This window comes from Metabacillus litoralis (assembly GCF_003667825.1).
GTDB lineage: Bacteria > Bacillota > Bacilli > Bacillales > Bacillaceae > Metabacillus > Metabacillus litoralis_B.
On sequence record NZ_CP033043.1, the window covers coordinates 2,970,001 to 2,984,276 of the forward strand.

General features: G+C 35.4%; 14 protein-coding genes, 1 tRNA gene and 1 riboswitch (1 of these 16 running past the window's edge). Of the genes, 9 read left to right on the forward strand and 6 right to left on the reverse strand.

Annotation, left to right across the window (positions count from 1 at the left end; genetic code table 11):
- Nucleotides 1–602, reverse strand: the 5' portion of a protein-coding gene (locus D9842_RS14835) for a hypothetical protein (RefSeq protein ID WP_121663168.1). 28 nt of this gene lie to the left of the window's left edge; the window shows 602 of its 630 coding nt (coding positions 1–602); it begins with the start codon at nucleotides 600–602; its stop codon lies off the left edge, out of view.
- A gap of 141 nt (nucleotides 603–743) precedes the next feature.
- Nucleotides 744–846: riboswitch (TPP riboswitch) on the forward strand.
- A gap of 102 nt (nucleotides 847–948) precedes the next feature.
- Here D9842_RS14835 and thiT point away from each other — a divergent pair.
- The 3 genes from thiT (at nucleotide 949) to D9842_RS14850 (ending at nucleotide 3,194) form a co-directional block, all read left to right on the forward strand.
- A complete protein-coding gene (thiT, locus tag D9842_RS14840) occupies nucleotides 949–1,521 on the forward strand; it encodes an energy-coupled thiamine transporter ThiT (protein WP_121663169.1) in 573 nt (190 codons plus the stop codon).
- A 212-nt stretch (nucleotides 1,522–1,733) separates the two neighbouring features.
- Nucleotides 1,734–1,922, forward strand: coding sequence for a hypothetical protein (locus tag D9842_RS14845; protein WP_121663170.1), 189 nt, complete (start codon nucleotides 1,734–1,736; stop codon nucleotides 1,920–1,922).
- Between the two features lie 366 nt (nucleotides 1,923–2,288).
- Nucleotides 2,289–3,194 carry a peptidase MA family metallohydrolase gene (locus D9842_RS14850; RefSeq protein WP_162987443.1) on the forward strand — a complete coding sequence of 302 codons (906 nt, stop codon included), beginning with the start codon at nucleotides 2,289–2,291 and terminating at the stop codon, nucleotides 3,192–3,194.
- Here D9842_RS14850 and D9842_RS14855 read toward each other — a convergent pair.
- Entirely contained in the window at nucleotides 3,191–4,099 is a 909-nt protein-coding gene (locus tag D9842_RS14855; RefSeq protein ID WP_232273842.1) for a DMT family transporter, read from the reverse strand. The two genes, D9842_RS14850 and D9842_RS14855, sit on opposite strands and share 4 nt — an antisense overlap.
- A gap of 175 nt (nucleotides 4,100–4,274) precedes the next feature.
- Between D9842_RS14855 and D9842_RS14860 the strand changes: the two genes are divergently transcribed.
- Both D9842_RS14860 and D9842_RS14865 read left to right on the forward strand, forming a co-directional pair.
- Nucleotides 4,275–4,775, forward strand: a complete 501-nt coding sequence (locus D9842_RS14860; RefSeq protein ID WP_121663173.1) for a DinB family protein — start codon at nucleotides 4,275–4,277, stop codon at nucleotides 4,773–4,775.
- 20 nt (nucleotides 4,776–4,795) lie between these two features.
- Complete coding sequence (locus D9842_RS14865) at nucleotides 4,796–6,115, forward strand: SGNH/GDSL hydrolase family protein (protein WP_162987444.1); 1,320 nt, start codon at nucleotides 4,796–4,798, stop codon at nucleotides 6,113–6,115.
- Between the two features lie 35 nt (nucleotides 6,116–6,150).
- On the opposite strand, the gene D9842_RS14870 is transcribed toward D9842_RS14865, so the two are convergent.
- A complete protein-coding gene (locus D9842_RS14870) occupies nucleotides 6,151–6,888 on the reverse strand; it encodes a hypothetical protein (RefSeq protein WP_121663175.1) in 738 nt (245 codons plus the stop codon).
- A gap of 220 nt (nucleotides 6,889–7,108) precedes the next feature.
- Here D9842_RS14870 and D9842_RS14875 point away from each other — a divergent pair, with 220 nt between their 5' ends.
- Entirely contained in the window at nucleotides 7,109–8,521 is a 1,413-nt protein-coding gene (locus D9842_RS14875; protein WP_121663176.1) for a protoporphyrinogen oxidase, read from the forward strand.
- A gap of 105 nt (nucleotides 8,522–8,626) precedes the next feature.
- Here the strand turns inward: D9842_RS14875 and D9842_RS14880 are convergent, their stop codons facing one another.
- From D9842_RS14880 to D9842_RS14890, 3 genes are read right to left on the reverse strand one after another with little or no spacing between them, the layout of a single operon-like run.
- Complete coding sequence (locus D9842_RS14880; protein WP_121663177.1) at nucleotides 8,627–9,505, reverse strand: SMP-30/gluconolactonase/LRE family protein; 879 nt, start codon at nucleotides 9,503–9,505, stop codon at nucleotides 8,627–8,629.
- 44 nt (nucleotides 9,506–9,549) lie between these two features.
- Nucleotides 9,550–11,391 (reverse strand): ABC transporter ATP-binding protein, encoded by a 1,842-nt coding sequence (locus tag D9842_RS14885; RefSeq protein ID WP_121663178.1) that lies wholly within the window; start codon nucleotides 11,389–11,391, stop codon nucleotides 9,550–9,552.
- The gene (locus tag D9842_RS14890) at nucleotides 11,388–13,115 is read right to left on the reverse strand and encodes an ABC transporter ATP-binding protein (RefSeq protein WP_121663179.1); all 1,728 of its coding nucleotides are present in this window, start codon (nucleotides 13,113–13,115) and stop codon (nucleotides 11,388–11,390) included. Before D9842_RS14890 ends, D9842_RS14885 begins: the two co-directional genes overlap by 4 nt.
- A 162-nt stretch (nucleotides 13,116–13,277) precedes the next feature.
- Here D9842_RS14890 and D9842_RS14895 point away from each other — a divergent pair, with 162 nt between their 5' ends.
- The 3 genes from D9842_RS14895 (at nucleotide 13,278) to D9842_RS14905 (ending at nucleotide 14,187) form a co-directional block, all read left to right on the forward strand.
- Nucleotides 13,278–13,562, forward strand: coding sequence for a thiamine-binding protein (locus D9842_RS14895; protein ID WP_121663180.1), 285 nt, complete (start codon nucleotides 13,278–13,280; stop codon nucleotides 13,560–13,562).
- 79 nt (nucleotides 13,563–13,641) lie between these two features.
- A complete protein-coding gene (locus D9842_RS14900) occupies nucleotides 13,642–14,010 on the forward strand; it encodes a DUF2188 domain-containing protein (RefSeq protein ID WP_121663181.1) in 369 nt (122 codons plus the stop codon).
- Nucleotides 14,011–14,114: 104 nt separating this feature from the next.
- Nucleotides 14,115–14,187 (forward strand) — tRNA-Ala (locus D9842_RS14905).
- Nucleotides 14,188–14,276: the final 89 nt, after the last annotated feature.

Genomic DNA, 14,276 nt, shown 5'->3' on the forward strand with positions numbered 1-14,276 from the left:
TAATATTGTTCTTCAAGCAACGATATATTCTCACGCTCTGTTAATTTACCTTCTTTAACTAAAATATCCTTTAATAGTTTAAATGCTAAAATTTCAGGGGGATTTATATCTTTCTTTAATGCTTCTATGAGTATTAAAGGTGCTAACTCAATATGATATTCACAGAATTCTTTACATCTATATAGTGTTTTATCATCTTCTTCACTTAGAGCATAATACATTTTAACTAATTCCTGGTGGGCACGATGTAAAATAAAAGGACGCTTCGTACGATTAATAATTTCAATTAGCAATTTTTCAGCAAGAAGATATTCCTTTGATTCAAAAGCCCAAGAAACATTTCCTAACAAAAAACCACAATCACTTCTTTTTGTTTTGGCATGACTGTCAGGGTGATCTAAATCCTTAGGCTGAATCCTTCCTCCAAAGGACCACTTTATACAATTTCTAATAAATGCTCTTTCATAACTTTGAAGACTGTCCCAAAAATCATCAAGTTCTAATTGATGAATAATACCACCGTATTGTCTTTCTATTTTTGCTACTTTCATTTGTTTTATTAGCGCTGGATTTTTAAAGTTGAATAGTTTTTTAATACCCATACATTCACCTCTTGGACAATTCTGATGAATTATATGTTTTATTCTCACCTTTCATTACACTGTAGACTAAACTCTTATTCATCTATATTTATAGTTGTAGTAAGCACAAAGATCCTGTATAGTAATGACTAAAATAAATACTTAAACCACAAGGGGAGCCTTTAAGCTGAGATTGAATGTTTACCATTCTAACCCTTCGAACCTGTTAGTTAGTACTAGTGTAGGGATGTGGAAGATCATGTTAAAAGTAATGCTTGGATTATATGATCATTCCAACCATTGCTTTTTTATTTTGAGGCTAAAATAAGGTTACCTTCTGGTTTGATGTAAAAGAGAGGTAATTAGTTTGCGAGGAAATCAACGTTTATTATTTTTAATCGAAGTTGCAATGTTAGCTTCACTGGCATTTTTGCTTGATTTATTATCAAGTGTTATTGGAAAGTTACCACAGGGCGGTTCCGTTTCACTTGGCATGATCCCAATTTTCATCATCGCTTATCGTTGGGGTATAAAAGGAGGACTTCTAACTGGTTTGTTACTAGGCCTTTTACAAGCTGTTCTTGGTAACCCTTATATTGTCCATCCTGTTCAAGGGTTTCTTGACTACTACCTAGCATTTACGGTTGTCGGGTTTAGTGGAGTCTTCTTCAAGCAGATTCAACACGCTTTTCAAAATAAAAGTAAAAAGTTAGCGATTCTTTATATATCACTTGGGGCTTTACTCGGAAGCTTACTAAGAATGGTCGCACATGTTGTTGCGGGTGTTGCATTTTTTGCGTCGTTTGCACCTGAAGGTACTCCTGTACTAACATACTCTATTGTTTATAATGCTTCTTATATGATTCCAACAATGATCGTTTCTGCAATTGTTGTTAGTTTACTATTAGTAACTTCTCCTAGATTAATAATAAGAAAATAACTCTAATAAAACCTTGGCACTCCGCCAAGGTTTTTCTATTTTCATTATTCTAATGAAAATCATGATCGTAGATACTATTAACTCTATGAAAACCCTTATAACCTTCTCTCTCTAAATGACTAAATTCTACTTTATAGAAAAAGTTATCATATTTTCTATTCCTTCAGCATGTATTAATAGAAATAATAGATTTATAAACGGAGGAAAAAGAGATGACTATTTCTTATGGAATTATATTATTAACATTATTTCTATCACTATTTCATTTCTCTTATGGCTATAAAGAGGCAATTCGAATTAGTAACGAAGAGGGTCCTGTTCAAGGCTTGTCTTTAATCGTTAGCATTCCTCTCGGTTTTACCTTTGCTTACTTATGTTCGATCTTCTATACTTCATCTTAATTTTACAAACTCGTCAATCGGCGAGTTTTTTTAAAAAATCTTAAGCACGTCCTTACCTTCAAACGTCATTTTTACCACTCCTGCTTCATAAATATCAATAAAGATTTACCTTTGCAGGAGGTTGCTTTGGAGACATTTAAATTGGTATGTAAAAACCTTATATACTCCAGTTTCACTCTCATTTTAGTATTTGTATGTTTTGTTTGTTTCCATTTATTTTCTCACATAAAAGCCAGTCTTGTTTTCAGCATAATTATGACATTAACATCCTTTACTTTATTCTGTTTCTTTGTCTATATTTTAATGACTTTGAAAAGGACTTTTACCTTTTGGTTTTTTAGAGGTCGGAGTGGCATTGTTTCTTTTATGATCATTGCAACATGCACTTTCTTTTTATCCATCTACTTTTTATCCATCAATCTCATGATATCTAGTGAGCTGGGAGGTAATTTAACACTTGAGGAGAAGTACCAGCTTTATTTGATACCTTTTCAATCAAATAAGGTAACAATTGCAGATTATCAAGCAATGAAGAAGGATAAAATGGTGAGCTCATACAAAAATGTCATGATCTATTATGAAACACATGAGAAAGAGTTAGTCCCAATTATAGAGGATGTTCTTAATCGGGCTGATGAACTTACAACAAATCTCTTGGGTGATGTCCACGATAACGAGATTGATCTAATTCTTCATTCTTCTATAGAAGATCTTTATGAAAAAACCTCCTTAGTTCAGACTATGGGCTACTTTGACGATCCTAATGATATTGTCGGGATTGCCATAACGGACTTATCAGATATCATCTCAAATCAAATGCCACAATCATTTTATTTCCAAAGCACCATCTTACACGAATATACTCACTATCGATTACAAGCTTTTATCAAAGAGCAGGAACTCTACGTCTATAGAATTCCCCTTTGGTTTCATGAGGGAGTTGCAGAATATGTAGGTATGTATAACGTTGCACATCACTATTATCCTTTTCAAGAAACCTCATTTTCCCATCTTGTGACACATAAAGACTGGGAAAAATATCGTCTAGAAGATTATGATGTTTATTTACAAAGTTATTATGCAATTAAGTATCTCGTTGATCAATTCGGAGAATCAATTCTTAAATCCATCATTATAGAAACAGCAAAAGCCAATGATTTTAATGAGGGATTTACTAAAGCAACAGGTATGACCATAGAAGATTTACAGTCACAGTATATTAAAGAAGAAAATCAATCATTACAAACAAAAAATAAAAGCCTGCAGCATTAGCTGGCAGGCTTTAGTTCTTTGCGCATGTATTTTTTTATTTGTTTTTCTAATACAAAAAGCAAGATTCCAACCATAATGATACTTCCTCCCGCTACTTGAGACGGAATCATTTTTTCTCCTAAAAAGAAATATGCAAGAATAATAGAACCAATAGGCTCGAACAAAATCATCACAGATATTGTATTCGTGCTAACCCATTTTAAAGACCAATTGAATAATGAGTGTCCTAGCAAGGTTGGAATGATGGCTAATAAAATAAAATAATACCAGTCTGTTGTCGGATAAGGACCTAATGGATATTGTAAGAGTAAGCAATAGAGTAACAGTGTTATTGAACTAATTCCATACACAATAAACGTATATAAAGTTAGCGAGTGTCTTTTTCTAATTCCCTGTCCAAAGAGCAAGTATGCGGTAATCATTGCACATGCTACTAAAGAGAGAATATCCCCAAACAAAGCAAGACCACTTATTTTAAAATCGCCCCAACTAATGATCATACTCCCAGTGATAGCGAGAATTCCACTACACAAAGCCATCTTTGAAACTTTTTCTTTAAAAAACAAATAAGTTCCCACAAACGCAAACAATGGTTGAAGCGTCACTAACACGACAGAACTAGCCACTGATGTGTAGTTCAACGATTCAAACCAAAGGATAAAATGAAAAGCTAAAAATACACCTGCTATCGTAGAATACAACCAATCTACCTTTGATAAAGTCTTCAATTCTGAACGATGTTTAATGAGAAAAACAGGTGCAATAAGAATCGTCGCAAAAAACAATCGATAAAAAGCAATAACAGGAGCAGGAGCTGATGTTACTTTTACAAAAATAGCTGAAGTTGAAACAGAGAGTACACCAACAACAAGAGCTGCATAAGGAAAAAAGCGTGGAGAGTTCAAAGTCGTTCCTCCTATCATTCAAAAACCTACAATATTCTACCATGAAACGTAATAGAATGGTTGCGAAATTTGTAGAAGAATTCATAATAGAGTTGGAAAATCTTTGTAGTATAATTGTATTAGTTTCATCTTTACTTTTTTTGTATGAAAAAATACTAAATCAAGGGGGAATATAATGATCATTCAACTTGAAAATACACGTCAAGAAATTCTACTTACTGTTGGAGACATTCCAGAACATTTATTTAATGAAAGAGAAAATGAACAAACATGGAGTGTTGGACAAGTACTTGAACACCTACATAAAACTGAGGTGGAGATTACGAAAGCTATAAAGTATATGTTAACCTTACCAGAGCAAGAACCTCTTCCAGATCAACCACTTAAGCTAACATTAGATCGTTCCACAAAAAGAATAGCACCAGCAGCGATTACTCCAGCAATTGTAGTAAATAAAAACGACATTTTACATGCTCTGTCTCAATCTCGAAATCAACTCCTACAGCTTATTGATTCTATACCTCCAGAGCAAGATCTTACAACACGAGGATTTAAACACCCTGTTTTCCCTATTTTATCGATTAAACAATGGATTGAATTTGTTGGTTATCATGAACAAAGACATCTAGCACAAATTTTCGAAATAAAACAGTTTATCACAAATGAAAGCGTTTAGTGACTAGGGGGACACAACAATTGAATAAAGATAAAAATAAATTACTATTTCTTGTTATTTTTACTGCCTTAACTTTATTATTTTCAACAACTGTAACAGCTACCGAGCAGGAAGAATCATTAACGGTTGTTTCTCTTGGTGATTCCATTACATTTGGGTGGAATTTAGAACAACCCCAAACTCCTCCAGTTCAATCGGAAAATGCTTTCCCTTTTCTGATTGGTAACGGAAATACAGAGGTTTTAAATGTCAGTTATCCTGGATGGACTTCAACTCAACTCCTTGAAGCCATAAAAACTGTAAAAGCCAAACAAATGCTTCAACAAGCTGAAACTGTCACATTAAGTATTGGAGCAAATGACCTGTTACAAGCAATTGAACTAAGTAAAATAATTGAGAATCAGCAGCCGGTAGATCCAGAGGCGCTTCAACAAAAGGTTACAGCTGCGACTGCTCAAGTGTATAACAATATAACAGAAATCATTACTCTAATAAAAGAGGAAACAGATGCACCAATTTTATTATATTCGTTATATAACCCATTCGGTATCAATGATCCAATCTACGGAAGTATACATACGTTAGGTGAAATGATTACAAACAGTGTAAACAGCAAGGTATATTCAACAATAGCAGCCCAACAAGGGGTACATTATCTTGATGCATATTCAGCTTTTAATGGTAAGCAACAGGACTACATCATACCAGGTGATATACATCCAACGATTTCCGGTCAACAAGCATTAGCTCAGCTTGCAACAAATCTGCTTAATGAATTAATTCCTATCACGATAAACCCAATTCTATCTACTGTGGAAGAAACAACAGAGCCTGTTTCAATTTCACTTGAAGAAATTGAACATACGATAGAAATCAAATGGCTTACTGGAGAAAAAACGATAGCTGATTTTGTAAACGAGGGAAATCTCGTAGAAAACAACTCCTTTACTGTTTCTGAGAATGGTGTTTATACCATTTATGTAAAAACAGCCTTAGGAGAAAGCGTTTATACGTTTGAAATCTCTACTATCACTCCAAAAGCTGAGGAACCTGTAGAAGAGGAGGAGCCTCCAGTTGACGTTGAACAACCAGAGGAAGAAGAACCTCCAAGTGACACAACAGATGAAGATGAAGCCCCCGCAGAGCGACCTGAAAAAGAAACTCAAGATGAAGCTCCAAAGGTGGAAAAACCAAAGCAAACAATGGTGAAAAGTGGACATGCTCTACCAGATACAGCCACTTCTATGTACAACATTTTACTAACTGGCCTTTGTTTCATAGGCATTGGTGGCGGAGTCTTATTTAATCAAAGGCTAAGAAAATCAAAGGTAAAGCAATAAATGAAATAAGTACCCCACTAGCGGGGTACTTATTTTTACTCTGAACCTTTCTGTTTATGATGTTCCTCTTTATGTCTCATAAAATGAAAGTCTCTTTCTTCATCAAAAGGAAAAAGCTTTTGTTTTTTCGCTTCATCCTTGTAATTTGTAAAGATTTCCTCCATAAGTTGTTGAGTTGTTTTATCTTTTGCATCAATTCCTAATTTCTTAGCAGTTTGTAACGTTTTCTTATCAATAACCTCTCTTGCAAGCTGCTTCATTTCTTTTCCTTCTGTTTCAATCCCTAATTTTTTTGCTTCATTCTTTATGCCAACCTCAAAAACTTCTTTTCCTAGCTCATCTAGAGATTTCCCCTCTGTATCAATATTCAGCTCTTTAGCTTTATTCATAATGAGAGTTTCTCTAATTTCTTTCGCAATATCCTCCATGTCTTTTCCATCTGTCTTAATTCCCAATTCTTTTGCTTTGTTCATAATGTGAGTTTCTCTTAATTCCTTCGCGACTTCTTCTACTTCTTTTCCTTCCGTTTCTATTCCCAATTCCTTTGCCATTTCGATAATTTTTGCTTCATGTACTTCTTTAGCTAATTGTTCAGTTTCTTTTCCTTCTGCCTCAATTCCTAATTCCTCTGCTCTTTTTTCTAAAAAATCTCGATTCATTTTGTGGTGAGCGTGCCCTTCACCTGGTCCCTTTTCAGCTAAAGCAGGACTTGCCCCAATTATTCCTATAGCAAGTGCTCCAGTTAATACGTATGTAACCACTTTTCTTTTCATTTTCTACCTCCATTAAGTATAGTTGGAAAAATGTATTCACCATTTTTCGCTTCCTTCATAGAGTGTCCAAAAATCTTGAATAAATTGTTACTATTATGTTTCATCTTTTTGAACGAGTATGAAAGAATTATGTGACGTAAGGTAATAACATATATAATGATATTGATTAGGCGTATTTATATAATTTGTGTGCTTTTAGAGTTAGGAGTGAAAGGGATCGATGAAAACAGTTGTTGTCATAGGTGGTGGAATAACAGGTCTTACCGCCATGTATTATTTACAAAAGCTTAAGAAAGAACAAAATTTAAATATAAATTGTATCCTTGTAGAACAAAACAAATACTTAGGAGGAAAGATAAAATCTGTTAAAAATGAGGATTTTATTATGGAAACAGGGGCTGACTCTATTGTTGCAAGAAATGAAGGAGTAATACCTCTTATACATGATTTACAACTAGAAGATAAGGTAGTTTATAACGAAACAGGTATTTCGTATATTTATTCTAAAAACACATTGAAACCTATACCAGCAGACTCGGTTTTTGGGATTCCAACAAGTGTTAGATCATTATTTAACAGCACATTAATCTCACCAAAGGGTAAAATAATCGCTCTAAAAGATTTTGTGAAGAAAAACGAGACATTTACTAGTGATAGTTCGATTGGAGCTTTCTTAGAAGCTTTTTTGGGCAAAGAATTAGTTGAAGATCAAATTTCCCCTGTTCTTTCAGGTGTTTATTCCGGGAAACTAGATGAACTCACAATGGCTTCCACTCTTCCATATCTATTAGAATATAAAAATCAATACGGAAGTATTATACGAGGAATGTCCAAAAATAAAGAAAAATTCCTTTCAGCAAATAATAAAAAATTCCTATCATTTAAAGGTGGATTATCAACAATAATTGACCGACTTGAAGATCAGTTATCAGATACTCAAATTTTAAAGGGAATAAAAACAGAATCTATTAAACAGGTACAAGATAGCTATGACATATCCTTTGACCAGCATAATCCAATTAAAGCTGACTATGTTATTTTAGCTACTCCACATGATGCAGCACAGAAATTATTAGCGACTAAAGAGCTAGACCAAGAATTTAATAAATTGAAAAACTCTTCACTCATCAGTGTTTATCTTGGGTTTGATGTTCCTGATCAACAGCTTCCCGCAAACGGTACTGGTTTTATCGTAACGAAAAATAGTGATTTACTTTGTGATGCATGTACTTGGACGAGTAGAAAATGGGCTCATACTTCAGAAAAACAAAGATTGCTTGTTCGTCTATTCTATAAAAGCTCGAATCCTGCTTATGAAAAAATGAAGAAAATGAATAAAGAAGAGATCATCGAGACTGCCTTGGGTGATATTCAAAAAAGTCTTAACTTAACGGCAAAACCAGAAGTTGTGGAAGTGACTAACTGGGATGAGCTTATGCCAAATTATCATCTTAAACATAACCAGGCGATCACATCACTTGGAGAGAAATTAGCGGAACATACACCCAATGTATTTATAGCTGGTGCCTCTTATTTTGGAGTTGGAATAGGTGCCTGTATCAAAAATGGTAAAGAAACCGCCGAGAAGATTGTTCATCAACTTAAGAACAAAAGCGCAAGTGCCTCGTTATAATTTTATAAACGATGAAAAGCAGGGGAAGCTCCCCTGCTTTTGCATTTTTATACTCATAGCTCCTCAATCACTTACTAACGCCATAGGCTAATACATCAAAATGAATTATCCTTTGTAGCCATTACCCTTCATGCCCTTTGCTTTTGTTTTCACTTTAAAAAGCCCTCCGGACAATGGATATTTCTCCAGCTCTTCTTCACTTAATCCTTGTCTGGCTGTTGTGATATACAACTCATCTAAATGTTCCCCACCAAATGTACATGATGTAACATGTTTAACAGGAACTACAACTTCATCTAACTGTTTTCCTGTATAAGGATTCCATTGTGTAACCCTTGAACCATCCCAATGTGCTACCCAAATCATCCCATCTGAATCAATTGTCATGCCATCAGGTGAACCCATTTCATTAGGAATGACAACAGATGTCTTCTTACTACTAATACTTCCAGTTTGTTTATCATAAGAAAAGACTGTTACTTCCCCAGTAGGAGTATCAATATAATACATAAACTTTTCATCAGGGCTCCAGGCTAAACCATTTGATATTGTCACTGAAGAAAGAATTTTATGAATATGTCCAGACGGATCTAAACGATATAATGCTCCCTTACCCTTCTCAATATTTAATGCCATTGTTCCTATGTAGAAACGACCAGAGCTGTCACATTTACCATCATTGAAACGTATATGAGGCTGATTTGTTTCCGGATTTGCAACCAATATTAAATCTTCGGTCTCTAAATCCAAACGATAAATTCCATCATGCATGGCTAAAAGCATTTTTCCTAGCTGCGCGGGTACTGCTGCTCCTACATACTGATTGAATGTGAATGTCTTATTCTCTTTCGTTAAAGGATCATAACGATGAAGCCTTTTCCCGATAATATCAACCCAATATAATGCTTGCTCTTCCCCATTCCAATGAGGTCCTTCCCCTAGAGTAGCCTTTTGATCCACTACTAAATCGGCAATATAACCCACTATTCTTCCTCCCTCTCCCCATTACCTATTTCAAAGCCTATCTTTTATGATGCTGATTCATTTTCAGTAAACTGACTCTGATGTAGCTCCGCATAAAAACCTCCTTTTTCAAGAAGCTCCTCATGCGTTCCTTTTTCTATAATATCTCCTTGATTCATGACAAGAATAAGATCAGCATCACGAATAGTAGATAATCGATGGGCAATAACAAAGCTTGTTCTTCCTTCTAAAAGCTTTGTCATTGCCTGTTGTATTTTCATTTCGGTTCTAGTATCAACACTGCTTGTTGCTTCATCAAGTAAAAGAATCTTCGGCTTTGCCAAAATGGCACGCGCTATTGTGAGTAGCTGTCGTTGTCCTTGTGATAGATTTGTGGCATCTTCTCCTAGCATTGTCTCATACCCGTCAGGTAATGTTCGGATAAAATCATCTGCATAGGCATTTCTTGCAGCTGCCTCAATCTCCTCATTTGTTGCGTGTTCATGTCCGTAAGCAATATTTTCTCGAATGGTTCCACTAAATAACCAGGTGTCCTGCAGCACCATAGCAAACAAACTTCGAACCTGCTCTTTACTCATATCAGTCAAACAAACACCGTCAATTTTAATAGACCCTCCATCCAATTCATAAAATCTCATTAAAAGATTTACAATTGTCGTTTTGCCCGCACCAGTGGGACCTACGATGGCAACAGTTTGTCCTTCTTTTACCTCAAGACTTACATCATTGATAATTGGCTGATTTTTCTCATACCCGAACCGTACGGAATCGAAAACAACATGTCCTTTAAGCTCAGATACTTTAACAGCAGCATCCTCTTCCTGTTCTTCCTCTTCTTCGTCCAACAGTTGAAATACACGTTCAGCTGAAGCAATGGCAACTTGAATCATATTAGCAATTCCCGCAGCCTGAGCTAATGGTTGAGAAATTTGCTGTGTATACTGAATAAAAGCTTGAACATCCCCAACACGAATACTTCCATTAATAACAAGCAAGCCACCTGATATCGCTACAATAATAAACCCTATGTTCCCAACAAAACTCATTAACGGCATCATTAATCCAGAAATAAACTGGGCTCTCCAGCTTGATTCATACAGCCGATCATTGATTGAATCAAAGGTTGCAATCGACTTATTTTCATGACCAAAAGCCTTCACCACCTGATGTCCGGTAAACATTTCTTCAATATGACCGTTGATGTTGCCAAGCTCTTCCTGCTGCTTAACAAAGTGTTTTTGTGAAAACTTCGTCACAATACGCGCAACCGTTAAACTAAGTGGAATGGTAACTACTACTACTAATGTCAAAAGAGGACTAATAACAAGCATCATGATAATAATCCCAATAATGGAGATAAAAGAGTTGATTACTTGTGTTAGTGCCTGTTGTAGGGATGTATTAATGTTATCAATATCATTTACCGCTCTGCTTAACAAATCACCATGAGAGTGCTTGTCAAAATACTTAAGGGGCAACCGTGATAATTTCTCATTTACTTCCCTTCGAAGCTGAGCCACCGTTCGCTGTGAAACAGAAGCCATAATATATTGTTGTGCATAAGAAAAAATAGAAGATAAAAGGTATAAACCAATTAAAAGTAATAAAATCCTTGAAATAAAATCAAAGTCCACAGCAGAACCTGATGTAAAACTATCAAAAATAGAAGAAGTGGCATCTCCCAATAATTTTGGACTAATTACATTAAACAATGTAGAAAAAATAGCAGCAATCGCAACAAGAATCATTCGATTCTTCCAAGGCTTTAAATAACCCACTAGTCTTTTAAACGTTTTCTTGAAGTTCTTTGGTTTCTCGACAACCATTCCGTGGCCGTGTCTCATACCTCCACCTACAGGTCCGCCTCTTCGCTTATTATCACTCATGCACTCACCTCCCCATCCTCTTGAGAAGCTACAATTTCTTGATAAATTTTATTTTCTTGTAGTAACTCTTGATGAGTGCCAACTCCGACAATCTTCCCATCATTTAGAACGATGATTTTTTCAGCATCCTTTACTGTGTTAACACGTTGAGCCACAATTATCATCGTTGCATCCCCTGTTTCCTTCTTTAATTCATGTCGAAGCAAACGATCTGTTTTATAATCTAATGCCGAGAAGCTGTCATCAAATAAATAAATTTTAGGCTTCCTCACTAGTGACCTAGCAATAGATAGTCGCTGTTTTTGTCCTCCAGAAAGGTTTACACCTGCTTGTTCTAATTTACTATGTATCCCTTGATCTCTTTTTTCAACAAAATCAATCGCTTGAGCTGTTTTTAAAGCAGCGTACATCTCTTCTTCTGATGCATCTTCTTTACCAAACGATAAATTTTCCGCAATCGTCCCACTAAACAGCGTAGCTTTTTGTGGAACATAGCCAATCTGTTTACGAAGTGTACTTTGCTTTAATAATTGAATATTTTCTCCATCTATGAGAATTTCTCCACTTTCCACATCATAAAAACGAGGGATTAGCTGCAGCAACGTTGTTTTACCTGCACCTGTGCTTCCAATAATTGCAGTTGTTTCTCCAGGTTTTGCTGTAAAAGTGATTCCTTCAAGAACAGGCCTTTCCGCTCCTTCATAACGAAATGTTACATTCTTAAATTCAACGATTCCTTTGGTTGGAAAGCTTTTTTCTTCTCGTAAAGGATCTTTTATCGTTGGTTTAGTTGATAATACCTCGGTTAAACGTTTAGCTGATACTTGAGCGCGCGGAATCATAATAAAAGCCATCGAAAGCATAATCAACGACATTAAAATCATCGCAGCGTATTGAATGAACGCTAATAGATTACCAACCTGCATATCTCCGTTATCTATTCGAATAGCACCAAACCAAACGATGGCGATATTGGTAAAATTCATAATAATTAACATAATCGGAAACATAAAAGCCATTAACTTGCCAACCTTTATTCCTGTGTCTTGAAAATCTTCATTGGCAATATTAAAGCGTTTTCGTTCATGAGCTCCTCGATTAAACGCTCTAACAACTCTTACCCCTGTTAAAGCCTCCCTTAAAATAAGTGTTAGCCGATCTGTTTTATTCTGTAAAGCTGAAAACAACGGTATGGCCCTTCTCGCCACCAGAAAAATAATCAAAGCTAAAACTGGTAGAGCAGCTAGAAAAACGAGTGACAAATACTTATCCCGGGACACGGCAAGAATAACTCCACCAATCAACATTAGTGGTGCTCTGGTCATCATTCTCTGCATCATATTAATTACATCTTGAACAACCTTTACATCATTTGTCGTTCTTGTAATTAAAGAAGCTGAGCCAAACTTTTCATATTCATCAAGAGAAAAGTGCTCAGTATGCACAAACATCGTTCTACGCATATCCCTTCCAAAACCGAGCGAAACTTTAGAAGCAAAGTAACTAACTCCAACCATTAATAAAATAGCCATTAGCGAACATCCCAGCATCAAAGCACCTGTTTGCAGGATAAACGTTACATCACGATTAACAATCCCAACGTCTACTATTTCAGCCATTAAGGTTGGCAAATATAACTCAAATAATATCGCAGCCATTGAAAACAAAATAACAAAAGCTAGCTTCACTCGATAAGGTTTGAGGTATTTTAGCATTTCAATCATTTCCTCACCTCATTTCTTTTATTTTTTATTCTTCATACTATTATAGCGATTATAGTTAACTTAATGAAATGTTTAGATATAAACTTTTACTAATTCAGGTCCGATGTTTATATCAACTATGAATAAGGTATAGAAATAATAAAGCTAGAAAGGAGAATGATGATGTCAACAGTAACTGCAGGATTTCAAGTTCTTCCTAATGGTAAAGATATGAACACTGACGGGGTTATCCCAAAGATGGTCGAAGTCGTAAAAGAATCAGGTCTAAAATACGAAATCGGACCAATGGAGACAGTTGTAGAAGGAAACTTTGATGAAATAATGCTCTTAATTAAAACACTACAACAAGTAGGAATTCACATGGGCGCAACAGAAGTACTAACAAATATGAAGCTACACTACAAACCCGATGGCATTTCAATTGAAAATAAAATGACTCATGTTTAGTGGAAATCACTCTGGGAATAGAATCTGTAAAACTAGTAAATGAGAAATTCAACCCAATTAGAAAGGTGTGTCATTCTTAATGGTTTGGACAAAAAATGATTATCCTGAATCAATGAAAAACTTAAAGAAATCTACTAGAATTAAAGCGATCGAAATAGCCAATGCATTAGTTGATGATGGTTACGAAGAAGGAAGAGCAATCTCTATCGGAATATCTCAGGCCGAGAAAATGATGAATACAAATTCAAGTGACCTCAAATATCATATTGTCCCTCACGATGGTGAGTGGGCAATAAAAAAAGAACATGCCGAAAAAGTGACTGAGGTTTTCCCAACAAAAGCGAAAGCACTTGATAGAGGACAAGATTATATGAAAAAGAAAGACGCTCAATTGGTCATTCATAGGCAGGATGGAACGATTGAGAAAATGAAAAATACAGGGAGTTAACCCTACAATCAATAACGGCTTTCCTCTCATTAAAGCCGTTATTTTTTTCTTGTCAAATTTCATGAAGCCGTGTACAATATCTGCTATAAACACAATTTCATAACGGGGCATTAGCTCAGCTGGGAGAGCGCTACGCTGGCAGCGTAGAGGTCAGGGGTTCGAGCCCCCTATGCTCCATCATTTATTAACCCTTGTATTCAAGGGTTTTTTCTTATTGCTTCTAATGACACGGTGGAGTTTGATTTATCCTCTTTAATAATATGTAA

Excerpts from the sequence above, each read along its gene's own strand:
- D9842_RS14845 (WP_121663170.1), top strand. The coding sequence starts at position 1,734 with ATGACTATTTCTTATGGAATTATATTATTAACATTATTTCTATCACTA.
- D9842_RS14850 (WP_162987443.1), top strand. The coding sequence starts at position 2,289 with ATGATCATTGCAACATGCACTTTCTTTTTATCCATCTACTTTTTATCC.
- D9842_RS14860 (WP_121663173.1), top strand. The coding sequence starts at position 4,275 with ATGATCATTCAACTTGAAAATACACGTCAAGAAATTCTACTTACTGTT.
- D9842_RS14870 (WP_121663175.1), bottom strand. The coding sequence starts at position 6,888 with ATGAAAAGAAAAGTGGTTACATACGTATTAACTGGAGCACTTGCTATA.
- D9842_RS14875 (WP_121663176.1), top strand. The coding sequence starts at position 7,109 with ATGAAAACAGTTGTTGTCATAGGTGGTGGAATAACAGGTCTTACCGCC.
- D9842_RS14885 (WP_121663178.1), bottom strand. The coding sequence starts at position 11,391 with ATGAGTGATAATAAGCGAAGAGGCGGACCTGTAGGTGGAGGTATGAGA.
- D9842_RS14890 (WP_121663179.1), bottom strand. The coding sequence starts at position 13,115 with ATGATTGAAATGCTAAAATACCTCAAACCTTATCGAGTGAAGCTAGCT.
- D9842_RS14895 (WP_121663180.1), top strand. The coding sequence starts at position 13,278 with ATGTCAACAGTAACTGCAGGATTTCAAGTTCTTCCTAATGGTAAAGAT.
- D9842_RS14900 (WP_121663181.1), top strand. The coding sequence starts at position 13,642 with ATGGTTTGGACAAAAAATGATTATCCTGAATCAATGAAAAACTTAAAG.